Source organism: Rhizobium sp. KDH_Rht_773_N, assembly GCF_052946295.1.
Map to the genome: position 1 here is coordinate 2,809,582 of NZ_CM129525.1, position 24,735 is coordinate 2,834,316.

The 24,735-nt window shown below is 62.3% G+C and carries 24 protein-coding genes; 16 read left to right on the forward strand and 8 right to left on the reverse strand.

Annotated elements, in window-relative coordinates; translation table 11 throughout:
• Window positions 1–64: 64 nt before the first annotated feature.
• The 7 genes from ACU8HS_RS13850 (at window position 65) to ACU8HS_RS13880 (ending at window position 7,600) form a co-directional block, all read left to right on the forward strand.
• Complete coding sequence (locus ACU8HS_RS13850; RefSeq protein ID WP_112753531.1) at window positions 65–1,705, forward strand: ABC transporter substrate-binding protein; 1,641 nt, start codon at window positions 65–67, stop codon at window positions 1,703–1,705.
• Between the two features lie 133 nt (window positions 1,706–1,838).
• Window positions 1,839–2,795 carry an ABC transporter permease gene (locus ACU8HS_RS13855; protein ID WP_112563069.1) on the forward strand — a complete coding sequence of 319 codons (957 nt, stop codon included), beginning with the start codon at window positions 1,839–1,841 and terminating at the stop codon, window positions 2,793–2,795.
• A gap of 2 nt (window positions 2,796–2,797) precedes the next feature.
• On the forward strand, window positions 2,798–3,757 hold the full coding sequence (locus tag ACU8HS_RS13860; RefSeq protein ID WP_112563067.1) for an ABC transporter permease: 960 nt from the start codon (window positions 2,798–2,800) through the stop codon (window positions 3,755–3,757).
• Window positions 3,757–4,761, forward strand: a complete 1,005-nt coding sequence (locus tag ACU8HS_RS13865) for an ABC transporter ATP-binding protein (RefSeq protein WP_112704761.1) — start codon at window positions 3,757–3,759, stop codon at window positions 4,759–4,761. Before ACU8HS_RS13860 ends, ACU8HS_RS13865 begins: the two co-directional genes overlap by 1 nt.
• Complete coding sequence (locus ACU8HS_RS13870; RefSeq protein WP_112563063.1) at window positions 4,761–5,753, forward strand: ABC transporter ATP-binding protein; 993 nt, start codon at window positions 4,761–4,763, stop codon at window positions 5,751–5,753. Before ACU8HS_RS13865 ends, ACU8HS_RS13870 begins: the two co-directional genes overlap by 1 nt.
• A complete protein-coding gene (locus ACU8HS_RS13875; protein ID WP_113413488.1) occupies window positions 5,750–6,811 on the forward strand; it encodes a four-carbon acid sugar kinase family protein in 1,062 nt (353 codons plus the stop codon). Before ACU8HS_RS13870 ends, ACU8HS_RS13875 begins: the two co-directional genes overlap by 4 nt.
• A gap of 24 nt (window positions 6,812–6,835) precedes the next feature.
• On the forward strand, window positions 6,836–7,600 hold the full coding sequence (locus ACU8HS_RS13880; protein ID WP_377311376.1) for a FadR/GntR family transcriptional regulator: 765 nt from the start codon (window positions 6,836–6,838) through the stop codon (window positions 7,598–7,600).
• Between the two features lie 6 nt (window positions 7,601–7,606).
• Here the strand turns inward: ACU8HS_RS13880 and ACU8HS_RS13885 are convergent, their stop codons facing one another.
• Complete coding sequence (locus ACU8HS_RS13885) at window positions 7,607–8,494, reverse strand: LysR family transcriptional regulator (RefSeq protein ID WP_113413489.1); 888 nt, start codon at window positions 8,492–8,494, stop codon at window positions 7,607–7,609.
• Window positions 8,495–8,571: 77 nt separating this feature from the next.
• Here ACU8HS_RS13885 and ACU8HS_RS13890 point away from each other — a divergent pair, with 77 nt between their 5' ends.
• The 4 genes from ACU8HS_RS13890 (at window position 8,572) to ACU8HS_RS13905 (ending at window position 11,535) form a co-directional block, all read left to right on the forward strand.
• Window positions 8,572–9,354: an MBL fold metallo-hydrolase gene (locus tag ACU8HS_RS13890; protein WP_113413490.1), complete on the forward strand. Its 783-nt coding sequence runs from the start codon at window positions 8,572–8,574 to the stop codon at window positions 9,352–9,354.
• A gap of 47 nt (window positions 9,355–9,401) precedes the next feature.
• Window positions 9,402–10,115 (forward strand): SDR family oxidoreductase, encoded by a 714-nt coding sequence (locus tag ACU8HS_RS13895; protein ID WP_112704757.1) that lies wholly within the window; start codon window positions 9,402–9,404, stop codon window positions 10,113–10,115.
• A gap of 54 nt (window positions 10,116–10,169) precedes the next feature.
• Window positions 10,170–10,415, forward strand: a complete 246-nt coding sequence (locus tag ACU8HS_RS13900) for a tautomerase family protein (RefSeq protein WP_113413491.1) — start codon at window positions 10,170–10,172, stop codon at window positions 10,413–10,415.
• Window positions 10,416–10,479: 64 nt separating this feature from the next.
• Window positions 10,480–11,535, forward strand: coding sequence for an NAD(P)H-dependent flavin oxidoreductase (locus tag ACU8HS_RS13905; RefSeq protein WP_113413584.1), 1,056 nt, complete (start codon window positions 10,480–10,482; stop codon window positions 11,533–11,535).
• 43 nt (window positions 11,536–11,578) lie between these two features.
• Here ACU8HS_RS13905 and ACU8HS_RS13910 read toward each other — a convergent pair whose 3' ends face one another.
• Both ACU8HS_RS13910 and ACU8HS_RS13915 read right to left on the reverse strand, forming a co-directional pair.
• Window positions 11,579–12,682: a glycosyltransferase family 2 protein gene (locus ACU8HS_RS13910; RefSeq protein WP_113413492.1), complete on the reverse strand. Its 1,104-nt coding sequence runs from the start codon at window positions 12,680–12,682 to the stop codon at window positions 11,579–11,581.
• Between the two features lie 69 nt (window positions 12,683–12,751).
• The gene (locus ACU8HS_RS13915) at window positions 12,752–13,663 is read right to left on the reverse strand and encodes a glycosyltransferase (protein WP_113413493.1); all 912 of its coding nucleotides are present in this window, start codon (window positions 13,661–13,663) and stop codon (window positions 12,752–12,754) included.
• Window positions 13,664–13,945: 282 nt separating this feature from the next.
• Here ACU8HS_RS13915 and ACU8HS_RS13920 point away from each other — a divergent pair, with 282 nt between their 5' ends.
• A complete protein-coding gene (locus ACU8HS_RS13920; protein ID WP_112755446.1) occupies window positions 13,946–14,242 on the forward strand; it encodes a hypothetical protein in 297 nt (98 codons plus the stop codon).
• Window positions 14,243–14,271: 29 nt separating this feature from the next.
• On the opposite strand, the gene ACU8HS_RS13925 is transcribed toward ACU8HS_RS13920, so the two are convergent.
• From ACU8HS_RS13925 to ACU8HS_RS13940, 4 genes are all read right to left on the reverse strand, one after another.
• Window positions 14,272–15,723, reverse strand: a complete 1,452-nt coding sequence (locus ACU8HS_RS13925) for a hypothetical protein (RefSeq protein WP_447014573.1) — start codon at window positions 15,721–15,723, stop codon at window positions 14,272–14,274.
• 133 nt (window positions 15,724–15,856) lie between these two features.
• The gene (locus ACU8HS_RS13930; protein WP_113413495.1) at window positions 15,857–17,230 is read right to left on the reverse strand and encodes a polysaccharide biosynthesis/export family protein; all 1,374 of its coding nucleotides are present in this window, start codon (window positions 17,228–17,230) and stop codon (window positions 15,857–15,859) included.
• Between the two features lie 8 nt (window positions 17,231–17,238).
• Window positions 17,239–18,189: a glycosyltransferase gene (locus ACU8HS_RS13935; RefSeq protein WP_113413496.1), complete on the reverse strand. Its 951-nt coding sequence runs from the start codon at window positions 18,187–18,189 to the stop codon at window positions 17,239–17,241.
• Entirely contained in the window at window positions 18,186–19,811 is a 1,626-nt protein-coding gene (locus ACU8HS_RS13940; RefSeq protein ID WP_447014574.1) for a cellulose synthase operon protein YhjQ/BcsQ, read from the reverse strand. The genes ACU8HS_RS13935 and ACU8HS_RS13940 overlap by 4 nt, the downstream gene beginning before the upstream one ends.
• Here ACU8HS_RS13940 and ACU8HS_RS13945 point away from each other — a divergent pair.
• Window positions 19,801–19,923, forward strand: a complete 123-nt coding sequence (locus ACU8HS_RS13945; protein WP_447014575.1) for a hypothetical protein — start codon at window positions 19,801–19,803, stop codon at window positions 19,921–19,923. The two genes, ACU8HS_RS13940 and ACU8HS_RS13945, sit on opposite strands and share 11 nt — an antisense overlap.
• A gap of 97 nt (window positions 19,924–20,020) precedes the next feature.
• Here the strand turns inward: ACU8HS_RS13945 and ACU8HS_RS13950 are convergent, their stop codons facing one another.
• The gene (locus ACU8HS_RS13950; protein WP_112563034.1) at window positions 20,021–20,734 is read right to left on the reverse strand and encodes a sugar transferase; all 714 of its coding nucleotides are present in this window, start codon (window positions 20,732–20,734) and stop codon (window positions 20,021–20,023) included.
• 472 nt (window positions 20,735–21,206) lie between these two features.
• Here ACU8HS_RS13950 and ACU8HS_RS13955 point away from each other — a divergent pair, with 472 nt between their 5' ends.
• From ACU8HS_RS13955 to ACU8HS_RS13965, 3 genes are all read left to right on the forward strand, one after another.
• Window positions 21,207–21,944, forward strand: a complete 738-nt coding sequence (locus ACU8HS_RS13955; protein WP_112755454.1) for a Crp/Fnr family transcriptional regulator — start codon at window positions 21,207–21,209, stop codon at window positions 21,942–21,944.
• A 120-nt stretch (window positions 21,945–22,064) separates the two neighbouring features.
• Window positions 22,065–23,456 (forward strand): glycosyltransferase, encoded by a 1,392-nt coding sequence (locus ACU8HS_RS13960; RefSeq protein WP_113413499.1) that lies wholly within the window; start codon window positions 22,065–22,067, stop codon window positions 23,454–23,456.
• Entirely contained in the window at window positions 23,453–24,697 is a 1,245-nt protein-coding gene (locus ACU8HS_RS13965; protein ID WP_113413500.1) for a glycosyltransferase family 4 protein, read from the forward strand. Before ACU8HS_RS13960 ends, ACU8HS_RS13965 begins: the two co-directional genes overlap by 4 nt.
• Window positions 24,698–24,735 lie beyond the last annotated feature (38 nt).

The following is a 24,735-nucleotide window of genomic DNA, read 5'->3' on the forward strand; positions in this document are numbered from 1 at the left end:
GCGTCATATCGCGCAGCTTCGGGGAGGTCTTTCGAAAGGCGCGCTATTTGCCACGGAGGAGCAAATGACAATTGGTAGTGACCAAGACTTTTCGCAGATTTCCCGTCGTAACGCGCTGAAGCTGGGGCTTGCGGCCGGTGTCGGCTTCTCGCTCTTCGGTGCGAGCGCCCGCATCGTCATGGCGCAGGACGGCCAGGTGTTGAAGGCCATCAATCCCGCCTTCGACCAGGACTGGTCGCCGCTGCGCGGCGGCGGCAGAACTTTCCGCTGGAACTCGTTCTGGTGGGCGTCGCCGATGTATTTCGATGCCGACGGCAATATCCAGCCCTACGTCTTCACGAGCTGGGAATCGCCGGACAAGAAGGTCTGGACCTTCAAGATCGACCCGAAGGCGGTCTTCTCCGACGGCAGCAAGATCACCTCGGCCGATATCAAGGGTTCGTGGGACGTTTCCGCCATGCCCAACACGAAGAACCAGCGTGTCGATCAGGTGCTGAGCAAGGTTGCCGGCTACAAGGAAGTTTCCGCCGGCTCCGCAAACGAACTGACCGGCGTTGCAACGCCGGATGAATCGACCGTCGTCTGCACGCTGACGGAAGCCGATCCGATCTTCTTCATGCGCCTTGCCAACCATATCGTGCCGATCACCAAGGCCGCCCAGTCGCGCGGCAGCGACGGCGAGGAAGTGGCTGACTGGTACAAGCCCGACAGCAGCGCCGTCTATTCCGGCCCGTTCAAGCTGACGGCGCTCGATATCGACGCCGGCACGCTGACCTTCGAGCCGAACGAAAAATTCTTCGGACCGAAGCCGAAGCTTGCCCGTATCGAAATCAGCTCGATCGAAGACAACGTGACCGCGACGTCGCTGATCAAGTCTGGCGAATACAATGCGCACACCGAGCTCGTCACCTCGACGATCATCCAGGATCTCGGCCCGGAATTTTCGGCGGGTCCGCTCATCCCGACCAGCCAGCATTTCTGGTTCAACACGTCTCGCGCGCCGATGGACGATCCGAAGGTGCGCCAGGCGCTGATCATGGCGGTCGATCGCGACGGCCTGTTCAAGGCCTCCTATCCGGATGGTCCGCACAAGAAGGCCGACCAGATCCTCAACTCGGTTCCGGGTGCGGAGAATTCCGGCTTCGAGCCCTATCCGTATGATCCGGCCGCCGCCAAGAAGCTGCTTGCCGAATCCAGCTACGGCGGTCCGGAGCGTCTTCCCAAGCTGATGTTCGTCGGCATTTCCGGTCCGGCGATCCAGGCGGCAGCCCAGTTCATCGCCGAGCAGTGGCGCCAGAACCTCGGCATCACCGCCGTCGACATGAAGCCGCAGCAGGACGCCTATGCCGGTCCGGACCAGAATGCGGTCCAAATTTTCCGCGACGACGTCGGCACGCGCGTTCCCGACGCCGTTTCCTATCTCGCCGGCTCCATCGCTTCCACGTCGTCCAACGCCCAGAACAAGCTCGGCGGGTACAAGAACGACAAGGTGGACAGCCTGCTTGCAGAAGCTGCAACGAAGGCCGCCGACGATCCGGAGCGCGTGAAGCTCGCGCAGGAAGCCCAGAAGGCCTTCCGCGACGACTGGGCCTTCCTTCCGTGGTATTCTCAGGCGATGTCGCGCTGGGCCACCAAGGAAGTCAAGGCCATGGAAAAGAACCTCGACTGGCAGGTCGTGGCTCCCTGGGATGTGTCGATCGGCTGAGGCCGATAACAGGGCCGCATGATGCGGCCAAAGCAGCGGCGCGAGGGCCGAAAGGCCTTCGCGCTATATTTCAAGAAGAACCGGCGGTTGCGGCCTCCCGCGGAAATGCGCCGGGCAAGAATGGGAGGTGGCCTTGTTACGCTACGTGTTCACGCGGTTTGCCATCTGGATTCCGTCCGTCCTGGTCGTGATGATGGCCGTCTACGCGATGGCTTTCTACGGTGCCGGCGATCCGATCAAGCTGATCTTCCTTCGTGCGCCCGGCGACGTTGCCTATAATCCGCAGCGTATCGAGGCGATCCGCGAAAGTGCCGGTCTCAACAAGCCCTTCATCGAGCAGTTCGGCCTTTACATCTGGAACCTCCTGCACGGCCAGTTCGGCAATTCGCTGACCTCGGGCCGCTCCGTCTGGGCCATGGTTTCGGCCGCCGCCCCCGTTTCCTTCCAGCTTGCGCTCTGTTCCATCATCCTGACGGCGATCGTCGCAATCCCGCTCGGGATGATCGCGGCGCTGAACCAGAACAACCGCATCGACTATACGATCCTCGGTTCGGCGCTGTTCCTGTGGGCAATCCCGGCCTATGTCGCAGGCCCTCTCTTGATGGTGGCGCTGATCGTGCTCCTGCCGATGATCAAGGTGCCCTATGGCTGGGGCGGCGTCTTCGACGTGCGCATCATCCTGCCGCTCATCGTCTTGTCCTTCCAGCCGATCGCGCTGATCGTGCGCCAGACGCGCGCCGCCGTCATCGAAGTGCTGTCGGAGGATTTCGTCCGCACCGCGCGCGCCAAGGGCGTGCCGGAAATCGTGGTGGCGCTGAAGCATATCCTGCGCCCCGTGCTCACGCCTGTGGTGACGCAGCTTGGCCTGATCATGATCACCATCGTCAACGGCGCCATCTTCGTCGAGCTTGTCTTCGGCCTGCCGGGTCTCGGCCGGTTGACCGTGCAGGCGCTCACCAATTCCGATTATCCCGTCATCCTGGCGATCACCCTGATCGGATCCTTCCTGGTCATGGTGTCGAACCTGCTGGTCGATGTGCTCTATCCGATGCTCGATCCGCGCGCCAATGATTCCAGAAGGAGCCGCTGATCATGTCCGCCATTCCTCTTGCGACGGTCGAGACGGCCGAGGAGCCGCCGGTCAACCTGTGGCGTGACGCCTGGCAGCGCCTGAAGCGCAACAAGCTTGCGATCTTCGGCCTCGTCGTGATCGTCATCCTTGCCTTCACGGCGATCTTCGGCCCGTCCCTGACGCCCTATGACTATCTCAGCCAGGATCTCGCCTCGCGCAACGCGCCGCCGTCGCTGGCGCATTTCTTCGGCACCGACGATCTCGGCCGCGACGTCTTCAGCCGTATCGTCTTCGGTACGCGCACGGCCTTCCTCGTCGCCGTCATCGTCACCTTCATCGCTGTCCTGATCGGGCTGCTGCTCGGTGCCGTCGCCGGCTTTTTCGGCAATCCCTACGATCGCGCCATCATGTGGCTGACCGATGTGACGATGTCGGTGCCGAACCTGCTTCTCGTCGTCGTCATCAACGCATCCCTGAAGACGCCGATCACGAAATGGATGGAGGCGCAATATCTCGCCACCCTCAATCCCTTCTACCGCCAGACCGTGTGGGTCGATTTCATCCTGGTCTTCGGCTCGATGGCATTGATCTCCTGGCCGCCCTATGCGCGCCTCGTGCGCGCCCAGGTCCTGTCGATCCGCAATCGTCCCTATGTCATGGCGGCGCAGGCGCTCGGCCTGTCCAACTGGCTGATCATCCTGCGCTATATCGTGCCGAACGCGCTCGGGCCGCTGATCGTTTCCGTCAGCGCCGGCCTCGGCACGGCAATGGTGCTGGAAAGCGCCTTCAGCTTCCTCGGCGTCGGCGTCAATCCGCCGACCCCCAGCTGGGGCAACATGATTTCGGACGGCCTGCGCGTCTGGCAGCACTATCCGCATCTCCTCGCCGCTCCGGCGGCCGTGCTCGGCCTTGCTTCGGTGGCCTTCAGCTTCCTTGGCGACGGCCTCAACGACGCACTCAATCCGCGGGGCAGCAAATGATGAACGCAACAAGCAACGAACGCCTGCTGGACGTGAAGGATCTCACCATCGAGATCGATACGCGCCGCGGCCCCGCCGTCGTCGTCGATGGCATCGACCTCTATGTCAACAAGGGCGAGACGCTTGGCGTCGTCGGCGAATCCGGCTGCGGCAAGAGCCTGACGATGCTCAGCCTGATGCGGCTTCTGCCGAACAAGATCAAGGTGACGAAGGGTTCGGCGAACTTCGACGGGCGCGACCTGCAGAAGATGTCCAATTCCGACCTGCGCAAGGTGCGCGGCGGCGATGTCGGCTTCGTCTTCCAGGATCCGATGACCTCGCTCAATCCGGTCATGCGCATCGGCGACCAGATCTGCGAGCCGCTGATCTATCATCGCAGGATGTCGAAGGCGGATGCGCGCGCACGCGCCGTCGAGCTTCTGCGCCTCGTCGGCATTCCCGGCCCCGAAGAGCGGCTGATGGCCTATCCGCACGAGCTTTCTGGCGGCATGCGCCAGCGCGTGATGATCGCGATCGGCCTTGCCTGCAATCCGAAGCTTCTGATCGCCGACGAGCCGACGACCGCGCTCGACGTGACGATCCAGGCCCAGATCGTCGATCTGGTGAAGGATCTGCGCGCCAAGCTCGGGATGTCCGTCGTCTGGATCACCCACGACCTCGCGTTGATCGCCGGCCTCGTCGATCGCGTCGCCGTTCTCTATGCCGGCACGGTCGTGGAAGATGCGCCGGTGGACGAGCTTTATGCTCGTCCCAGCCATCCCTATACGCGTGGGCTGCTGTCCTCGATCCCGAAGCTCTCGGATGCGCCGGCAAGCCGGCTGTCCTCGATCGGCGGCACGCCGCCGGAGCCCGGCCGCCGGCCGAAGGGTTGCCCCTTTGCGCCGCGTTGCCCGCTGGCGGAAGCCGTCTGCCACGAACGTGTGCCGCGGCTTGAGCCGGTATCCGGCAACAGCGCGCATCGCGCCGCCTGTTTCGTCGTCCAGAGAATGCAGGAGGCTGCGTGATGGGTGCCCAACCGCTCTTGAAGGTCGAAAACCTCGTCAAGCATTTCCACGTCAAGCTCGGCGCTTTCGGCGAGCGCTCGGCGACCGTCTATGCGCTCGACAACGTCAATCTCGACATCATGGAAGGCGAGACGCTGAGCCTCGTCGGCGAATCCGGCTGCGGCAAATCGACGACCGGCTTCACCATTCTCAACCTCTATAAGGCGACGAGCGGCAAGGTGGTCTACAAGGGCCAGGATATTGCCACGCTCGATGAGAAGCAGATGCGGCCCTTCCGTCGCGACCTGCAGATCGTTTTCCAGGATCCCTATTCGACGCTGAACCCGCGCATGACGGTCGGCGAGGCGATCGGCGAGCCGATCCTCTTCCACAAGCTTGCCACCAAGGCCGAGCTCAAGGACAAGGTCGCAGCCCTGCTGACCGATGTCGGCCTGCCGACGCGTTTTGCCCAGCGTTACCCGCACGAGCTTTCCGGCGGCCAGCGCCAGCGTGTCGTCATCGCGCGTGCGCTCGCCTGCCAGCCGAAGTTCATCGTCTGCGACGAGGCGATCTCGGCGCTTGACGTGTCGATCCAGGCGCAGATCATCAACCTGCTGCTCGACCTGCAGGAAAAATACGGCCTGACCTACCTCTTCATCGCGCATGACCTCGCCGTCGTGCGCCATATCAGCACGCGCGTCGGCGTCATGTATCTCGGTCGTCTGGCCGAGCTTGCAACGCGCGAAGAGCTTTTCGACAATCCGCTGCACCCTTACACGAAGGCGCTGCTTTCGGCCGTGCCGGAAACCGATCCGGAACTGGAGCGCAGCCGCAAGCGCCAGATCCTGCAGGGCGATGTGCCGAGCCCGCTGAACCCGCCGGCAGGCTGCCGTTTCCATACGCGCTGCCCGATCGCCATGGACGTCTGCAGCAAGGTCGTCCCGGAATGGAAGGAAGCCAAGCCCGGCCATCTCGTTGCCTGCCATGCCGTCAATCCGGGGCAGGCCTCATGACGCTGAAAGTCGCCATCATTGCCGACGACCTGACCGGCTCGCTCGATACGGGGACACCCTTTGTGGAGGCCGGGCTGTCGGTTGCTGTCGCGATCGATGTCGAAGCGGCCGGCAAGGCGCTGGAAACCGGTGCGGAAGTCGTTGTCGTCAATACAGCCTCGCGCGGCCTGCCGGAGGCGGAAGCGGCGGCGCGCGTGCGGGCCGCTGCCGAAACTCTGCGTGCCGCCGGCTCGGCGATCTTCATGAAGAAGATCGATTCCCGGCTGAAGGGCAATGTTGCGGCCGAAAGCATCGCACTGGCCGACGTGCTCGGTCTCGACACCATCCTGATGGCGCCGGCTATTCCCGATCAGGAGCGCATTACCTATCGCGGCTGCGTGGTCGGGCGCGGCGTGGAACATCCGTTGCCGATCGCGGACCTCTTTGCCGGATCTGCTCGTGGCGTGACGGTCGCCGATGCCGAAGACGATGCCGATCTCGATATTGTCGTGGCGGAAAACGACTGGCTTTCCACCCTTGCCGTCGGCGCTCGCGGCCTGGGCTCGGCGCTGGCGCGCCGGCTCGGCGGACATGTACGGCTGACGCCGGAATTTCTCGCGACGCGAAAGACGCTGTTTGCCTTCGGTTCCCGCGATCCAATTACGGCCGCCCAGATGGATCGTCTCGAAGCTTCGGGTGCCCTCCGTATCGTCGTGGACGCGCCGATGGGTGCGGTCGAAAGCGGGGAGGGGCTGGCATTGCCGGCGCTGCTGCGCTGCACGGGCGAGATGACGAGCGATGGCGCGCGTGTCGCCGCTCGCTTTGCGCAGGGCGTGAAATCGGTCATAGATGATACGAATCCTGACATGGTCATGGTTGGCGGCGGCGATACCGCGCTTGCCGTTTTCCGTGAACTGGGCGTTTCGGTCCTGCTGCCGAAGGGGGAGATCGAGGCCGGTGTTCCGTGGTTCGACGTCAGGGATGTCAACGGGCGGCAATTCCGATGTGCCGTCAAGTCGGGGGGCTTCGGCAATTCCGATAGTTTGCTAAGACTGATCGTTCGGAATCAGGCGGCGTAAGGAATGCCAGCGGGGAGAATGAGAGTGGATGAAGCGAATGGCGGATCGGTAAATCCGGAAGCGGCTCCGGCTGCACGGCCGGAGCGCGGCAGGGCCGTGAAGCTGGTCGATCGTGTCTTCGATCAGCTGATGGAGCGCATCCGCGCCGGCAACTATCCGCCCGATTCACGGCTTCCGGGTGAGCACGAGCTTGCTTCGATGCTGGGTGTTTCGCGTCCTATCGTGCGTGATGCGCTGGCGCGTCTGCGCGAGCAGGGCATCGTTTATGCGCGGCAGGGTGCCGGCACGTTCGTCAGCGCGCATGGCTCGCCGACGGCGCAGCTTGCCTATTCGCCGGTCAAGACGATCGCCGATATCCAGCGCTGCTACGAATTCCGCCTGACGATCGAGCCGGCGGCCGCCTATTTTGCCGCCAAGCGCCGCGACGATGCGGCAATCCAGAAGATTGCCGCGGCCCTTGCGGATCTGCGGGAAGCGACAAGCCATCAGTTGCACCGGGTGGATGCCGACTTCGTCTTCCATCGCGCCGTCACAGAGGCCGCCAACAATCACTATTACACGGCCTCCATGGATGCGCTGAAGGCGCACATCGCCGTCGGCATGCATCTGCACGGACTTTCGCTGCTTGGTCCGCGGCCGGGCCTCGAACAGGTGTATCAGGAACATAACGAAATCTATAAGGCGATCGCCGAGGGCAGGGCGGAAAACGCGCGCGACCTGATGCGCGCGCATCTCGAAGGCTCGCGCGACCGCCTGTTCGAAGGGCGCGTGCTCGACCTGTCCTTCTGAAGGGGCTTATTCCTCGAACAAGGCGCGTTCTGTCGCGAATATCTTCGTCAGATAGTCGGCGACGGTTCGGATCGGCAGATCCTTGCGCTGCTGGCGTCGCGTGAGAAGCCAGACCTCCCGCGGCGGCGGCACCGGCTCCAGCGGGCAGTGGCGAAGGCTCTTTTCCGTGCGTCCGATATAGTGCGGCAGCAATGCGAGACCGGCGCCGGCCCTGGCGGCCGTTGACTGGGACACCTGGTTGTTGGCACGGAACGACACGCGCGCATGCGGGAAATGGCGGGCGAGCCAGGCCGCCTCCGGCACGAAGGCATTCACCTCGTCAAATCCGACGAAGACCGGCTCGGCGCCGTCTTCGACCTGCCGGCAGACCTCCTCCGTTCCGTAAAAGCCGTATCCGATCGTCGCGAGCTGCCTGGCGATGAGATCGCCGTCCTGCGGTTTTCCGAGGCGGATGGCAATGTCGGCCTCGTGGCGTTCAAGGCTGATGCTGCGCATGTCGGTCGCCAAGTCGATGTCGAGGCCGGGAAATTGCATCGTAATCATCGCCAGACGGGAGACGAGAAAACCCTGCGAGAGCGCGGGTGACGCGTTGATGCGCACGAGGCCCTTCGGCGTGTCGTCCTTCCAGCCGCGCCCGAGCGTCTGGACGGAGGCCTCCATGTCGCTGGCCGCAGTCAGTGCGCGGGTTCCGGCAGGGGTCAGCACATAACCGTCCGGGCGGCGCTCGACCAGTTTCTCGCCGAGCGTTTCTTCCAGCGAATGAAGGCGGCGGGCAATCGTTGCGTGGTTGACACGCAGCGTGCGGGCGGCGGCCGACAGGCTGCCGTGCCGTCCGAGTGCAAGGAAAACCCGGATATCCTGCCAGTCCGGCTCTGTGCGTTTTTTATCAGCCATTGGCAAAGAATAGCGAATTTTTCGCAGAAGGGAACGGGACTAGATAGGAGGCGACCTCAAACAGAAAGGTTGCCGACATGAGCTCTTCCAGTCTCACCCTCACGCTGATCGGCGGGCCGACCGTGCTCGTCGAATATGGCGCGTTGCGCCTTCTTACCGATCCGACCTTCGACCCGCCGGGCCTCTACAGGGAAACGCCCGTCCGTTTCGAAAAAACCTCCGGCCCCGCCCTGTCTGTCGAAGAGATCGGCCGGCTGGATGCCGTCCTTCTCAGCCATGACCAGCACCTCGACAATCTCGACAGTGCCGGCCGGGCCATGCTGCCCGGCGTTGGCACCACCTACACGACCAGGGCCGGTGCGGAGCGGTTGGGCGGCAATGCGCTCGGGCTTGATCCTTTCGAAACCGTCACACTCGAAGGTGCCGGCGGCGAGAAGCTTCTGGTCACGGCGACGCCCGCCCGGCACGGCCCCGTCGGCATCGAACCGATTTCCGGCGATGTCGTCGGCTTTGCACTTGGCCGCGAAAAGCCGGGCGACCTTCTCTACGTGACCGGCGACACGGTCTGGTACGAGGGTACGGCCGAGGTTGCGCGGCTCTTTTCCCCGAAAGTGGTCCTGCTGTTTACCGGTGCTGCCGAGCCCCGTGGCCGCTTTCGCATGACGATGGGCAGCGAGGACGCTCTGGAAGCGGCGCATGCCTTCCCGAACGCGCTGCTCGTACCTGCGCATAACGAGGGCTGGGTGCATTTTCGCGAAAATCAGGACCAGCTCGCGCACGCCTTTTCGGTCTTCAACCTCGCAGACCGGCTGAGGCTCTTCGAAAAGGGCAAGCCGCTCAGCATCGAGCTGACGGCCTGATCCCTCTCAAACTGGCGCCAGGCGCCAATCTTCCAAGGAGACATATCATGAGTAACGAACAGAAAGTCGCCATCGTCACCGGTGCCTCGCAGGGTATCGGTGCCGGTATCGTTGCGGCCTATCGCAGGGAAGGCTACGTCGTCGTCGCCAATTCCCGCAGCATCGAGCCGTCGTCCGATGCGGGCATTATCGCTGTCCCCGGCAGTATCGGCGAGCGCGGCGTGGCCGAACAGCTGGTCAGGACGGCGGTCGAGCGTTTCGGCCGCGTGGACACGCTGGTCAACAATGCCGGCATCTTCATCGGCAAGCCGTTTACCGACTACACGGTCGAAGACTTCAACAACGTCATCAACGTCAACGTTGCCGGCTTCTTCCATGTCACGCAGTTTGCCATTGCCCAGATGCTGAAGCAGGGCCATGGTCACATCGTTCAGATCACGACGGCCCTTGTGGAACAGCCGATCGCCGATGTTCCGACGGGCCTTGCGACGCTGACCAAGGGCGGTCTCGACGCCGTTACCCGTGGGCTTGCAATCGAATATGCCAGGAGCGGCATCCGCGTGAATGCGGTGGCGCCCGGCATCATCAGGACGCCGATGCATGCGCCGGAGACGCATGATTTCCTCAAGGGGCTGCATCCGGTCGGCCGCCTGGGCGAAGTGAGCGAGATTGTCGATGCCGTGCTCTATCTGGAGCGTGCCGGCTTCGTGACCGGCGAGACGCTCAATGTCGATGGCGGCCAGCACGCCGGCCGCTGGTAGTGGGGAGGTAACGGGCGGAGCGCGATGTGGCGCCCGCCGCCAAGGAGAACGACAATGCCTTATGTGAATATCAAAGTGACGCGTGAAGGCACGGCTCCCGGTGCAAGCAGCACCACGCCGGAACAGAAGGCCGCGCTCATCAAGGGCGTCAGCGATCTTCTTTTCGATATTATGGGCAAGCCGCATGACAGTACCTTCGTCGTTATCGATGAAGTCGAGATGGAAAACTGGGGTGTGGGCGGTCTGCCAGTGCCTGAATATCGCAAGCAGCTTGCGGAAAAAGCGGCGAGACAGAAATAGTGTCGTGGCGGCCTTCGGGGCCGCCACCCGCTTTGCACCAAATGAAATGCAGGGATATCACCTCATGGGCAACTGGCAGGACAATCGTATCGTCGACCTTTTCGGGATCGAGCTTCCTATCATTCAGGCACCAATGGCCGGCGCGACGACGCCGGAAATGGTGATCGCAACCAGCGAAGCCGGCGGCCTCGGATCGCTTCCTGCAGCGCTTTTAACGATCGAGCAGACAAGGGCGTCGCTCGAGCAGATACGATCGGCGACGTCAAAGCCGATCAATGTGAATTTCTTTGTTCATGCCAATCCGGCGGCCGATGCCGTTGCCCAGATGAAATGGCGTACCGCGCTTGCCCCTTACTATGTCGAGCTGGGGCTCGATCCCGCCGCGCCGGTTCCGGCGGCCGGGCGTGCGCCTTTCGACGGCGATTATTGTGCGCTTGTCGAGACCTACCGGCCCGAGGTCGTCAGCTTCCATTTCGGCCTGCCGGGACCGGATCTTCTGGAACGCGTGCGGCGTACCGGCGCCAGGGTCATCGCTTCGGCGACGACAGTTGCGGAGGCGCGCTGGCTGGTGGAGCGCGGTGTCGATGCCGTCATCGCCATGGGGCTGGAAGCCGGCGGCCACCGGGGAAATTTCCTTGGTGACGACATGAACATGCAGGTCGGCACGATGGCGCTTGTGCCGCAGATCGTCGATGCGGTTCCCGTACCGGTCATTGCGGCTGGCGGCATCAGCGACCGGCGCGGCGTTCGCGCCGCTTTTGTGCTTGGTGCCTCCGCAGTTCAGGTAGGTACGGCCTATCTCCTTACGCCGGAAGCGAAAATCACCGCCTTCCATCGCGACGCGTTGAAGTCGGCGCGGGACGACAATACTGCCCTGACCAACATCTTTACCGGTCGTCCCGCACGCGGCATCGTCAATCGTATCATGCGGGAGATCGGACCGCTGTCGGCAACTGCACCGGCATTCCCGACCGCCGGCGGTGCGCTTGCGCCGCTGAGGGCGGTGACGGAGAAGGAAGGCCGGTCGGATTTCAGCAATATGTGGGCTGGTCAGGCTGCAAGCCTTGCACGCGAAATGTCGAGTGCGGAGCTGACGCGGTATCTCGTCGAAGCAGACTAGGAGCAAGGACCCATGCGGGTCGGCACGGACGTCATCGAGGCCGCTAGCGTGAGGGCGTCGCTTCGCCTGCGATAACGGCGCCTGTCTGGACTGGAACGGGGGCTTTGGCGGGTGCGGGCGAGCTCTTCTGCCGCACTTCCGCATCGGACGCGCTGTGCCAGAATTGCCAGCCTTCTCCCTGGATAAGGCCGCGGTCGGAAAGATCCTTCCAGTGGCGATAGGTGGCGGTGCCCGTGTAGACGAAGTTGCGCGCATCTTCGGGGGAGGAATACATGGTGTATTCGGCCGTATGTTGCGAGCGGTTGGCAGGATCGGCCACCTTGTGGAGGAAGCTCGACAGGAACTTGAAGTGAAGAAGGGCGCTGGTGACGCCGACGGCGCCGCGCATTTCGCCGAGATTGAGCGAGAGCGGCCAGACCTGATGCGAGGATTTGAGGTAGAGGCGTTCGCCGGACACATAGATCAGCGGGATCTTGTTGAGCGCGGGGCCGTCCCAGACGCGGCCGCGAAAATAGACACGGCCGCGCACACCGCCCTTGATCCAGATGGTGCGGCTCTTCCTGTCGAAGTGCGATTCATAGCCTGAATGGTCGAAAAGGCTGCATATATCGAGAGGATTGCGGCCGGGTTCGCAGATGTTTTCGCTGACGGGATTGCGGCTGTACATGTCGATCATGACGGAGCGCAGCGAATGGGCGCCGACAGATTCCATATAGGCGGTCAGCTGGCCGATCGAACGCGTATCGCAGTGCGGGTAGACCAGGAACTCATCCGCATCGACATAGAGAACCCATTTCTCCTGGCAATGGCGGTTGATGACTGCGTTGATCCAGTCATTGCCGAAGCGGGCCGCCTTGTAGGAACCGGTGGCTGACAGAAGCGAAACGTCTTCCATGCCGGAAAGGAATTCAGCCGTGCCGTCGCTCGAGCCGTTGTCGATGCAGATGAAGTGCTCGACACCAAGATCGCGATAATATTGCAGGAAGAACGCCATCCGGTGTCCCTCGTCGCGGATCACGCAGATCAATACGTGGCGTGCCTGCTTCAGGCCGCCACGAAGGCCGGCATAGCCGAGTTGCCCGGCCTTCAGCGAGCGGCGCAGCCGGGCCTTGGCGTAGTGCGAGATGCTGGTGGTCAAAGCGCTCATTTCTGCTCCTGAACACTCGCGCCGGCCTTCAAGACCGGCTCTGCCTGCAGGGATCGGGTCGACCTTTCATCACACGACATAATCGCCGGCGAGCAGGGTCTGTACGCGCGGATTGGGCATTTCATTCTGCAGGGCATGTCTTACGCGCTCCCGTATCGAACGGTATTTGTAGACGACCTTGCGGTCGAAGCTGATGCCCCGGTAAAGCGCGTTGTAGGCCGGGTGCGTCTTGCGCAGGTCGATATAGACCTGGCTTTCGGTGTCGCTCCACGGGAAGAACGTGCCGTGCCAGGGTTTGGGGTGAGCCATGTAGTGGACGATGGCGAGCGAGGACATGTCCACCAGATGCAGGAACTGCTTGGGGAAATTCCAGCGGTTCGACACCAGGATGAGCGAGGAACCGCAGACGTAGTTCAGGGCGCCCTGGTCATGTTTGCCGTCGCAGGCGTCCGGGTTCGTGGCGAAGAGCTGCAGTGCCTCCGGCCCGATCCAGCCGTCGCGGTGGAATTTCAGGACGCCGGCATTGAAATAACTGCTGTCCTTGCCGTTCTGCAGCAGGCCGTGGATGGAGGTGTAATCGCGTGCCGCGAAAAACTTTCCGGGTGGTGCGAACGCATTCTCAAGATCGGCAAGGCTGCTGACGATCTGCGTGTCGCCGTCCAGATAGATGATCTGGGTATAGTTTTCGGGCAGGACCTGGGCGAGCACGAGTTTGGCCATGGTGCTGACGCTGATGCGGCCCATGAAATGCGAACCGTCGAGCTTGCCGAGGGATTCGCGCAGCGCTTCCGTCGCGTCCATCAGCTTGACGCCGCTCAGTGCCAGCAGGCCCTTCAGTTCCTCGAAATTGTCGAGGTGCTCCGACATGAGAACACAGATATCCGTCTCGGGATTTGCAAACTTCCGCGCCTGCAGCGCCGAAAGAATAGTCGGAAAGGAATATTCGACATCCGTAACGTAGGCCACGCACTGATTACTCATGGTACAATCCTTCTCGCAGTTCTTCGCCTGGAAGTGTCTTTGTTGAATCCGTGGAAAATTTCTCTTTGCCGGGATGCCGCCGTCTGCCTGCTGAAGGCGGGCCAATTCTTGTTCCGTCAGCAACAAAACGTCCCTCGTCGGCGTTTTGATCGCGGCAGATTGTGAGAAAATTAACCATTGCTATCGCTCCACTACCAAATGCCGGGTGTTGTGGATTTGGCCCTGTAATGTGAAGATCGGCACGGGCGCATGTGGGACGACAGGAAGGGATAAGGCATCGCAATGCTGAACGGCACGATCATTGTGATACTGATTTCGCTCGCAGCCGGAACCGCCATTCGCGCCTGGGCCTTTGCCATATTCGCAATCGTCGTATCGCTCGGTTTCGGCGTCGTGGCCCACCAAAGCGCGTCTCTGCTCGAGGCTGCGCTCTACGGTCTCGGTATCCTCGTGCTGATGCAGGCCTGCTATGTGACCGGCGTCTTCGCAGCCGGGCTCTGGCGTCGCAGCCGCAAGCCGTCCAAGGAGAGTGCCATGGCCGATCCGGCACCTGTGCCGGGCAAGCAGCGGCAAGGCTGAGATCGCCGACATCTTTTCGGCCCCGCACATCATCGTGACGAAAATACCGGCGTGCTCATCAGCGATGCCGGTGTCCTCTGAAGTCGGGCCATGCGGTTCGGCAGCGCATAGGGTGTTGCCAGGCAACCGCTTGCAAGGCCGGCCGTGATGCTGAACAGCAGGCCAAGGTCGGTGCTGCTGCCGGAAATCGTCGCCGAGGCGATCTGCGCGACGGAGGCGAAAACGGCGGCCATCCCGATCGCCCGGTTTTCGCGGTTCACCAGCTTGCTGCGGGCGGCGGCCATCAGGAGGCTGTAGAGGAAGAGCAGGAAGAGAGCCGTGCCCGTGAGGCCGACATTCGACAGAAGGGCTGCGGCGAAGCTCGATGCGCGCACGGTGCCGAGCCCGGCCCCGAAGGTGGCCGTTTCCACAAAGGAGATCAGCGCCAACGTGTTCCAGGCGGTACGTTCCTCGCCGGATTGGGATTCGAGCTTGTTGGCGAGGGTTACGTTCGCCAGATCGCCAAGAGCGTTCCAGACGCTGGGGATCAGCGCCATCGCCAGGACCACGCAAGGCACCATCAGCAGCGTAATCAAAAGGAAGGTGGCATAGGGGCGCGTCGCCTGGCCGCTCAGGAGACGCCTGAGTGCGAACAGCACCGCGACGCCGATCATGAAGAGGCCGGCGACATAGGCCGTCGTCGACGTGCAGAGGATCAGGGTCAGGCCGATCGACAGCGTCGCAAAGCCGGTAAAGCGGCTGGGGAAGCGTTCGAGCCAGAGGATGAGCGTGAAGCAGAAGAAGACAAGGGCAGCCGTCCCATAGGCGCTCGCTTCCGGGAAAGAGCCGACAATGCGCTTGAAGCCGCCGATGACCTCGGCCGTGTGCATCGTGTAATTGGCATTGCGCATGAAATCGAGCAGGTCGGGCTGGCCGATCGTGAAGGTCGCGATATCGACGAGGGCGAAACCCAGGCAGACGAGCGCCGTGACGATGAGCTGGCGGGCAATGAAGCGCCCGTGCCCCAGCCGGGCAAGACCGCAGACGACGGCGAAGCAGACGAGGTCGCCGAGCAGGTAGACGGACTGCGTGAGATTGGAGGAACCCGGCGCCAGCGGCGATGCCATGATCGACATCAGGCCGGAACTGCTGCGCGCGGATGAATAGACCAACGTCGCGCCGGCGAAAATACGCGGCAGGAAGAAGGCCGATACCGCGGAAAACAGGACATAGGCGGCAAACCAGAAGCCGGGGCCGGGATAGGCCAGGCTCGTAAGCGCCGCCTGTTTCTGGCGCGGACGCAGCAGCACGCCGATCGTGACGAAGAAGAGCAGGAGGTGGCTCGGCTGAATGCTGCTGCCGCCGAGTGCCGGAAGCTGGAAGGCTGCCGCCGCGCCGAGCAATGTGGAGATGCACAGCGCCGTGATCGCGAAGCGGGATCCGTAATAGACGAGCGCGAGGCCGAGCAGGAGCACAAGGAAGCCGATCGGTTCTATTGTCATGCCGCAGCCTCCGAGGGGGGCCGAGGATTCTCTGCTCCTGCGCCAAGCGGGCCATGCGTGCGGCCCGACAGGACGGCAAATGCGGACATGAACTCAATTCCGATGCTAACAGGCATAATCCTACCGTGGTCTCCTAGTTCGATCCTGTCTGCGATACCCAGTTCGGTGGCGGCGCATCGCTCCGGGCTATGTCGGGAACAGGGGCGGCGGCCGCCTGCTGCGGCTGCGGCGCCGGCGTGGCGGCGGAGACATCGGCCGCTGCCTCGACGCCGATCTCGATAATGTCGTGCGGCAGCAGGGCCGTGTTCTCATCGGCCACGATATTGCTGTAGCTGCCGTCTTCGTTGCGGCGAACGATCTTGAAGTTCTTTTTCGTCTTGCCGAGGAGCGTCGATTCCGCGCCCATGCGGGCGAGCTCCGCGCTATAGCCGGCCTGATCGCCGAGCAGTTGCGCCACCTGCATATCGATGCCCGCCTTGTTGATGGCCAGGCTGATCGTGTTCAGCTCCTGCTGGTTTTCGGCGTTCCGCTTGTTGATGATGGTTGCCTTTTCGCGCTCGCTCTCGTTCAAACCCTGGCGCGACTTGGTCAGCGCGATCTCGAGGTCCAGCAATTCGCTCTGCGCTTCCGCCAGGCCGCGATCGACCGAATATTGGCGGGTGTTGCTGGTGAGGCCCTTGCTGACGAGGCTGTTGACGTTGTTCAGCTCCTGCTGCGCAAGGTCGATCTGCCGTTTCTGGGAGACGATCTTGGCTTCGAGCGACTGGATTTCCTGCGTGTAGAGGCGGCTGAGATCGTTTGCCGCCTCGATCTGGCTATTGGATTCGACCGCCCGCAGGCGCATCAGGTTCAGTTCCTCCGCCTTGAGCTTGTCGATATCGGGTACGCCGGCGAGTTCGGCGGGAATGTCGAAATCGGACTGGCCGGCGATCTCGGCGCGCAGGCGCGCGGCACGCATCAGGAGATCGCGGCGGTTGAGGACGGCTGTACGATAGTCGCCGGCAGCCTGAATGCGGTCGCGGTCGTAATAGCTGCTGTCGTCACGCGCGCGCATGTAGCCGCCGGCAACGCTGACGGCCTTGATGACGGTCATGTTGGCCTCGAAGGGGTAACGTCCCGGCCGCTCGATGCTGCCGTTGACGAAGATCGGCGCATGCTGGTCGATTTCGACGGCGATGAACGGCCGTCCGGGAAGGTCGGCCTTTTCGGCCAACGCATCTGAAATGGCATCCGACAGCTGCTCGGTCGTGTGACCGGAGGCCCTGATCTGGCCGGCGATCGGAATCGACAGGTTGCCTGCATCGTCGACAGTGTAGGTTCCGTCGAGAGCTTCCCAGCTCGCATATTTGGAATCGGCGGACCGCCATTCCACGATCCGCAGCTTTATCTTGTCCTCGGGAACGAGCGTGTAGTTGTCGGCGCGGGCAGCGCTCCATCCCATCGCGCAGCTGAAGACGGCGGCAAGGCCGACGAGCGCAAGACGATCAGCGAAAAATATGGGTCTCATGGCGTCTGTTACCTCCGTTTTGCCGCGATGGATGGCGAGGCCATCTCACGGTTTGAGGACTGGCTGAGTTCGAGGATGCGCATCGGGGATGCACGTCCCGTCAGAAGGTCGGACAAAGCCAGGAAATTGCCATTCAGCCGGCCGCGGCGGTCGACCGCGCGATCGTTGAGCAGCGCGCCGCGGGCGTTTGCCAGGATGTTACGGCCGATCTGTGCCAGCGCACGGGTCGCGGACATGGTGCCTTTGCGCATCAGGTGCACGGGATTTGCGACTTGCGAGTAGCCGAGCCTCTTGCCGGGCTGACGTCCGGACTTGACGCCAAGATGCACGCCACAGGCGCCCGAAATACGCACCGATCGTCCGAAGCGGGCGATGGAGCGGCTGAAATCGACATCTTCGAGCCAGCCGTAGAGCGGCAGCTGCTCGTCGAAGGCGAGGCCGTGACCGACGATTGGCGCCAGCCGGACCGCCATGTTGCATCCGTAGGCGTTGTAGACTTCCGTCACCTGCTCGCCTCTTTCGCCGGCGGTCTTCATGACATCGATGGCTTCGGACTGGGTCAGCCCTTTGCCGAGGATGCCGTCTGCGAGGACGTCGCCGGTCGCGATGACCACATCCGGATCATCGGCGAAGACGGCGGCCATGCGCGGAATGAAGCCCGGCGCCGGAATGAAGTCGTCGTCGAGGAAGATCAGCACGTCCATGTCCGCGCTTGCCGCCTCGATGATCCGGTTGCGCTGGCAGGTCAGGCCACGAGGGCCGAGCATCAGTTCCACGCCCTTGCGGCCGGCGAGCCCGGCAGCGTCATCCAGGCTGGGGACGCAGACGATGATGCGTTCCGGATGGGGCTGGAGGCTGTCGAGATAGGCGACTGTCTCCAGAAGCGTCGCCGGTCGGCCCGCCGAGGCAATGCCGACGCCTATCTTGAGTTTGGGTGCCTGTGATGTCGGGATCGTCATGGCTGAACGCTCGACGGTGTGTTGTTGACGATCGCGCCGAGGATTTCTGCCCCGACATTGCGCATGCTGTCGACGACGCGGACCGTTTCGTCGATCGAGGTTTGGCCGTAACAGGTTACAACGAGAACGCCGTCCAGTTCCGGAGCGATCGCATTGGCGTCCGGCGACGAGGTGAAGGCGGAAATATCGACGAATATCGCGTCGAATTCCTTCTTCAGATCGTTGAAGTTGAGCTGGGTGCGGCGCGAGCTCAGGCGAATGGCGGGCGTCACGGCGCGGACCTTGCCGAGCGGCAGGAATTTCAGCGTCGGCGTCAGTGACAGGGTGGCGGTGCGGATCGCCTCGATATTGTCGAGCACGTCGATCAGGCCGGCTGAACTGTTCGGTGCGATGGACTTGCTGAGCGAGGACTTCGTCGCAGCCGCATCGATCAGCAGGGTGCGTGAGCCCGATATCGCCGAGAGCACGGCCAGTTCGCAGGCGATGGTGGATGCTCCGTCGCCCGGGTTGACGGCGACGATGCCGATCACCACGCGCCGTCGGCGACGGAAGCCGGTGACGGTCGCGCCAAGCTCGGCCATTCCCGGGATCATCGGATAGGCGACGGTGCCGCTGTCGCTGGCGGTCGGCAGTGCGGCCGCGCGCCCGCTCCTCTTTGCGCGTCCGAGAGAGGTGACGAAAGCCAGGCCAGCCGCCTGCGAGAGCTGCTGGGTGCGCATGATGCGCCGATCGCTGACATGGCGGATCATGGCGAGGCCGAGGCCGGAACCGGCGCCGACGATCAGTGCGAAGGCAAGGATCAGCGAATTGTTCGGCTGCGCCTTGGAGAGCGGTGAGGTCGCCTGCGAAACGATGGTCGCGTCGGAGACCGGATAGGAGATGCGCTGCTTGGCCTCGGTATATTGGGTAAGCGTATTTTCGAAGAGCGTGCGGCGGGCGGCGGTCGCGCTCTGCAACTCCGCAAGCTTGAACTGGTCGCGCGGATTCGCCTTGAAGGTGGCAAGCGCGTTTGCGGCATCGGCAAGCCCGCGCTGCTGTTCGTTGACGAATTGCTCCAGCCATTCGCTATATTGCTGGGCTGCCGCCGCCTTCATCTGAACGTTCTTGCGAATGTATTGCTGGGCAACGGCATCGGCGATCTCGACCGCCCTCTGCGGGTCGGATGCGGATGCGGATATTTCGAGGATCGTCGACTGGCCGATGCGGCGCATTGCGACGATATTGCGCAGACGCGCGATCGCCCGGTCGGTCCGCGACGTCTGCTGGCCCGTCGCAGGCTGGGCCTTGTTCGAGTTCGCGGCATCCTGTGCCGTGTCGGGCTGGGTGGTGCTGGCGAGGTTGCCCGTCAGCCAGTCCTTGACCCTGTCCTGCAGGGAAAGGGCCTGACCGGAAAAAGCCGGATCGTCGGCGAGGTTCAATGCGTTTACGGCGCCGCCAAGGACATCGCTGGATTTGGCGATTTCGAGCTGCGCATCGATGAAGGCGTCTTCGGCGAAGGCTCTTTGGGCGTCCGAGCCGTTCACCTGCGGGAAGACCATAAGCTGGGTACTGGCCACATAAGTCGGCTTGGCGATCAGAAGATAGGCGCCGGCAAGCGCCACGAAGGCCAGGATGGTCGACACGATCCAGGGCCAGCGCATTCTGACGAAAAAGGACATGTCCCGCAGCGTCAGCGGCGAACTCGCGCTGACGGCGGCCGGCAGGGATATCGGGGAGACGCTGCTGAAGACGTGATTTGAGTTCATAGTGTCCTGATCCAAAGGGCGAGAGTGTCTTCTTCGTTGCTGTCCAGCAGGTGCATGGCCCGGAGGGGCCATATGTCGTTTGCGGATTAGTAGCAGCCGCGCTGCGAAAACAGCGCCGGAACGGTCTTCGCGATGATGATGAAATCGCGCGTGAGCGACCAGTTGCGGACATATTGGACATCGAGCGCAACGCGGTATTCGTAGCTGACATCGTTACGCCCGCTGGTCTGCCACTGCCCGGTCAGGCCCGGTCTTGCGGCCATGTAGCTCGTCACATGCTCGCCGTAGCGGGTGAGCTCGTCGGCCGTCACCGGTCGCGGGCCTACGATGCTCATTTCGCCGCGCAGGATATTGATGAGCTGCGGCAGCTCATCAATGCTGGACTTCCTCAGGATCTCGCCCACCGTCGTAATACGCGGATCGTTCTTCAGTTTCCGCGTCGCTTCCCACTCGGCTCGCGCTGACGGATTGGTGCGCAGCAGTTCGGCGAGCTGGGCGGCGGCATCGGTCTTCATCGTGCGAAACTTGAGGCAGCCGAAGGCGGCGCCTCCGTAACCAATGCGCGTATGCGAATAGAAGATCGGTCCCTGATCGCTCAACTTTACGATGAGTGCCACGATCAACATCAGCGGCGACAGCAGAACCAGGGCGGTGGCCGCCATCGCGATATCAACCGCCCGCTTGGATGCCCTGCCGACGACGTGGGGCCGCGATGCCGAGCGCCGATCCTTGTTCGGCCCGGACTGGTCAACATTCGGCCAGGATTCACGAACTTCAATACTCTGTGCTTCCCAAGTCATTGACCGACTCCAACAGTTTCCGTTTAGAACCTTATGAAGTTTGGTGCAGCGCAATGTGCTTGTCTGTGACCGCGGTCATAATGATTAGCAAATTCTTTATGCTAATACTGTGATGCTACGGAGTTCGCCACGAATTCAGCGGCAGGGGATTTCCAAATCCTAATTTTATTCGAGATTTTAACTTAGTATGGCGTCAGAACGCGCGGCTTGAATAGATAAAGTCGGGCGTTATAGCTGTTTTTTGGACAATGTTGATTTAAATCGCCCCAAAAATGGGCAATTCGGCATAATACACCCCTCGAATTCGACGGATGCTAGAAAAAATATAATCTATATAACTGCAGGTATCGTCACTATTATTTGAGATGCTCTTGTCATCTTCGATTGTTATTTGACTCTCAAGTTAGGACAATATAAATGATGCAGTGCAGCATCAGCTACGACCAATCTGTTTGTTTGGGGAGTTATGCGCATGGACGGAGCTACACAAGCGAGAGACTATAGGGTCGCTATGGGCAAGGCGGCCATTAGCGTTGTTCCGGATTCATCTTTGAACAACCGCATCTCAAACGACGACGACTTCCCGTTCTGCCGCGCGACTGTACGCAACTTCCGACGCGGCGAACTAATCGCAGGCGCCGGAGTCTTTGTAGACACGTTTGCTCGCGTGCAGCGCGGGCTGGTCAGCGCCAGTACGATGCTGCCGGATGGCAGGGAATTCATTGTCGAGATCATTCCGAGGGGAGGTCTGATCGGCGAACTTGAAGTATTGCGCAAGCAGATGCTGAACCTGGAGTATAGGGCCAGTTCGGATTGCGAGTTATACTTCTTTGAAGGCCGGCTGCTGCGGGAAAGGTACGCAACCGATCCGCAGTTTCAGGAAAAGGTCTTTTCCAGAACGCTTGCGCGCGTTTCCGAGCTGGAGCGCCGCATCATTTCGAATGCCGGATCGAGCCTGCAGTCGCGACTGGCGGCAATGCTTCTGCGGCTGTCTTCTGTCTACGGAAGGGATACGCCGGCCAACCGGGACGTGCTGGTCATTTCCCAGAACGACCTGGCGGCGACGCTTCCGGCCTCTCGCGAAAAGGTCAACCAGTGCTTGCGGCGCCTGCGCGAATGCAAGGTGATCGACGGGGCTCAAGGCAGGATCCGTATCCTCAACCGCAAGGCGCTGGAAGCCTATGCCGACGGTGCAGCCTCGGCAAAATAGTGCGCTTCGTCCCGAACCGGCGAGCGTCTGCCGCCGGCTCGCGACCACTTCACCTCTCATGGACGGCGTAGGGGCCTAGCCGTCAAAAGCATCCATTGTGTCTGTCGTCGGAGAGCTTCTATGAACGACATCGGCCAACTGCGTCCTGATGAAAATGGGTCCGCCGTTTCGACGTTGCGGTGGCCGGCTTCCGGACGCTATGCCAAAATATGGAGGGACGGTATCGCTGCGCGACCGGTGCTCGACCGCGTGGTCATCATCGATGACTATTCGACGGCGAGGGGCGGGGCGACCGCGCTTGCGGTACTGTCGGCGAAACTCTTGCGCGGGCTCGGCATTGCCGTGACCTATATATGCGGCGACGACGGCGCCAACGAGGAGCTTGCCTCTCTCGGCATCCCGATCGTCAAGCTCAACAGCCGCGACCTTCTGAGCTCCAATCGCGCGAAGGCCTTCGCAACAGGCATTCACAATCCCGCGGCCGCCGTGATGATTTCCGCCTGGATACGTGCCAACGATACGCCGAAGACGGCCTACCATGTTCATGGCTGGCATCAGATCCTGTCGCCGGCCGTCTTCGACGCGCTTGCGCCGGTTGCCGAGCGATGCGTCGTTCACGCGCACGATTTTTTCAACGGATGTCCCAACGGGGCGTTCTTCGATTATCGGGCGCAAGAGATCTGCCGGCGGCGCCCGCTCGGGGCAAGCTGCATCGCCACTTCCTGCGACAAGCGCAGCTATGCGCAGAAACTGTGGCGAACGGCGCGCGGCGCCAATCTCTTCCGTGCGCTCAGAAGCCGTCCCGCCTTCGGCAGGATCATTCTGCTCCATGAAAAGATGGCCGAATTCCTCGTCGGTTCGGGCTACCGGCCGGAACGGCTGATCACCATCCGCAACCCGATCGCGCCGCTGACGGCCGGGCGTGTCGCAGCCGAGGACAATGACGAATTCGTCTTCATCGGCCGGCTGGATGAGGAAAAGGGCATAGAAGACGCGCTTGCTGCCGTGCGCCGCGCCGGCGCAAGGCTCTGCGTGATCGGTGACGGACCGCTGATGCCGAAGGTTGCGGCGGCCGGCGAGCACGTGCGGGCCATGGGCTGGCAGTCGCATGCGGAGATCGGCCGGATCATCCGCACCGCAAGCGCGCTCGTCATGCCGTCCCGCTATCCCGAACCGTTCGGCCTCGTGGCGATCGAGGCGGCGCGCAGCGGCCTTCCCGTCATCATAACCAAGGGCGCCTTCCTTGCGGAGGAAATGGAGAGGGCCGGAATGGCGATCTCCTGCAACACGATGGACGAGCAGGCCTTTGCCGCGACATTGGCGGCCTTCCGCCAGATGCCCAGGGAGGATGTCCGCCTGATGAGCGAGCGTGCCTTCCGGCTGTCGCCCAATCTGGCAACGACGCACGAAGAATGGCGCGACGCCCTTCTCGCCCAATATCGCAGTCTCATTCCGACACATGTGGTGCCCGAGCCGAGGGGCGGGGCAATTGTACAAGGAGCGTTCAGGTGACTGTCAAAGCAGCAAGCTCTCTCCCAGAAGCAATGGCATTCCGGGGCGATGCCCCCGTCGTGGCACGAAGCCGGGCCGTCGAGGCCGGCGGCAGGGCCGAGGCGAAACCGCTTCGCGTCGCCATCGTCCACTACTGGCTGGTGTCGATGCGCGGTGGCGAAAAGGTGGTGGAGGAACTCTGCCGCATGTTTCCGCAGGCAGATATCTTCACGCTGGTCCATAATCCCGAACGGACCAGCGATTTCCTGAACAGCCGCAACATATATACGTCCTTCCTGCAGAAGATTCCGCGGGCGACGCGCCACTACACGAAGATGCTGCCGCTCATGCCCTTTGCGCTCGAGCACTTCGACCTTCAGGACTATGATCTTGTCATTTCAAGCGAATCCGGTCCTGCCAAGGGCATCATCACGCGGGCGGATGCGCTTCACATCTGCTACTGCCATTCGCCGATGCGCTATATCTGGGATCAGTTTCACGTCTACCGGCGCGGCGTTTCCTGGGTCGGCAAGGCCATGATGTCGCTCACCGCCCCGATGCTGCGTGCCTGGGATGTAACGACCGCCTCGCGCGTCGATACGTTCGTGGCGAATTCCAGCTATGTCGCGGGCCGTATCCGCCGCTTTTATGACCGCGACGCCGTCGTCATCTATCCGCCGGTTGCGACCGACGATTTCGCCATCGGGCAGGGCAAGGGCGAATTCTATCTCTATGCAGGCCAGCTCACCGCCTATAAGCGGCCGGATATTGCCGTGAAGGCCTGCACGGAAATGGGCCGCAATCTGGTCGTGATCGGGGAGGGCGAGCAGGAAGCCTATCTGAGGTCAATCGCCGGGCCGACCGTACAATTCCTCGGCCACCAGCCGTTCCCGGTTCTGCGCGATCACCTGTCGCGTTGCCGGGCGCTGCTGTTCCCCGGGATCGAAGATTTCGGCATTCTTCCCGTGGAAGCGATGGCGTCCGGCCGGCCGGTTCTGGCCCTTGATGCCGGAGGCGCGCGCGAAACCGTCTGCGCGCCGCATGTCGGCTTCCGTTTTGCAGAGCAGAGCGTGGAAGCGCTGATGGAAACGATGGCGGCGTTCGAGGCGGTCGAGGATACGCTCGATCCGGCCGCGATCCGAAACCACGCGCTGAGATTCTCCGCTGCGGTTTTCCGCGACCGCCTCGGCTTGCTGATCGACGAGCAACTGGCCAAACACGGGCGCCAGGCCGCAAGCCCCGTCAGAAGGAAGGCAAGCTGACGCGCAAAATCGGCCAGGAGGCCGGCAAAACCGGAGCG

Bases quoted from the DNA above. Each gene is read 5' to 3' on its own strand.
- ACU8HS_RS13925 (WP_447014573.1), bottom strand. From the start codon at position 15,723: ATGACAATAGAACCGATCGGCTTCCTTGTGCTCCTGCTCGGCCTCGCG.
- ACU8HS_RS13890 (WP_113413490.1), top strand. From the start codon at position 8,572: ATGAGCTCTTCCAGTCTCACCCTCACGCTGATCGGCGGGCCGACCGTG.
- ACU8HS_RS13950 (WP_112563034.1), bottom strand. From the start codon at position 20,734: ATGACTTGGGAAGCACAGAGTATTGAAGTTCGTGAATCCTGGCCGAAT.
- ACU8HS_RS13930 (WP_113413495.1), bottom strand. From the start codon at position 17,230: ATGAGACCCATATTTTTCGCTGATCGTCTTGCGCTCGTCGGCCTTGCC.
- ACU8HS_RS13895 (WP_112704757.1), top strand. From the start codon at position 9,402: ATGAGTAACGAACAGAAAGTCGCCATCGTCACCGGTGCCTCGCAGGGT.
- ACU8HS_RS13915 (WP_113413493.1), bottom strand. From the start codon at position 13,663: ATGAGTAATCAGTGCGTGGCCTACGTTACGGATGTCGAATATTCCTTT.
- ACU8HS_RS13875 (WP_113413488.1), top strand. From the start codon at position 5,750: ATGACGCTGAAAGTCGCCATCATTGCCGACGACCTGACCGGCTCGCTC.
- ACU8HS_RS13955 (WP_112755454.1), top strand. From the start codon at position 21,207: ATGGACGGAGCTACACAAGCGAGAGACTATAGGGTCGCTATGGGCAAG.
- ACU8HS_RS13865 (WP_112704761.1), top strand. From the start codon at position 3,757: ATGAACGCAACAAGCAACGAACGCCTGCTGGACGTGAAGGATCTCACC.
- ACU8HS_RS13870 (WP_112563063.1), top strand. From the start codon at position 4,761: ATGGGTGCCCAACCGCTCTTGAAGGTCGAAAACCTCGTCAAGCATTTC.
- ACU8HS_RS13900 (WP_113413491.1), top strand. From the start codon at position 10,170: ATGCCTTATGTGAATATCAAAGTGACGCGTGAAGGCACGGCTCCCGGT.
- ACU8HS_RS13905 (WP_113413584.1), top strand. From the start codon at position 10,480: ATGGGCAACTGGCAGGACAATCGTATCGTCGACCTTTTCGGGATCGAG.
- ACU8HS_RS13920 (WP_112755446.1), top strand. From the start codon at position 13,946: ATGCTGAACGGCACGATCATTGTGATACTGATTTCGCTCGCAGCCGGA.
- ACU8HS_RS13850 (WP_112753531.1), top strand. From the start codon at position 65: ATGACAATTGGTAGTGACCAAGACTTTTCGCAGATTTCCCGTCGTAAC.
- ACU8HS_RS13935 (WP_113413496.1), bottom strand. From the start codon at position 18,189: ATGACGATCCCGACATCACAGGCACCCAAACTCAAGATAGGCGTCGGC.
- ACU8HS_RS13910 (WP_113413492.1), bottom strand. From the start codon at position 12,682: ATGAGCGCTTTGACCACCAGCATCTCGCACTACGCCAAGGCCCGGCTG.
- ACU8HS_RS13960 (WP_113413499.1), top strand. From the start codon at position 22,065: ATGAACGACATCGGCCAACTGCGTCCTGATGAAAATGGGTCCGCCGTT.
- ACU8HS_RS13860 (WP_112563067.1), top strand. From the start codon at position 2,798: ATGTCCGCCATTCCTCTTGCGACGGTCGAGACGGCCGAGGAGCCGCCG.
- ACU8HS_RS13945 (WP_447014575.1), top strand. From the start codon at position 19,801: ATGGTCGACACGATCCAGGGCCAGCGCATTCTGACGAAAAAGGACATG.
- ACU8HS_RS13885 (WP_113413489.1), bottom strand. From the start codon at position 8,494: ATGGCTGATAAAAAACGCACAGAGCCGGACTGGCAGGATATCCGGGTT.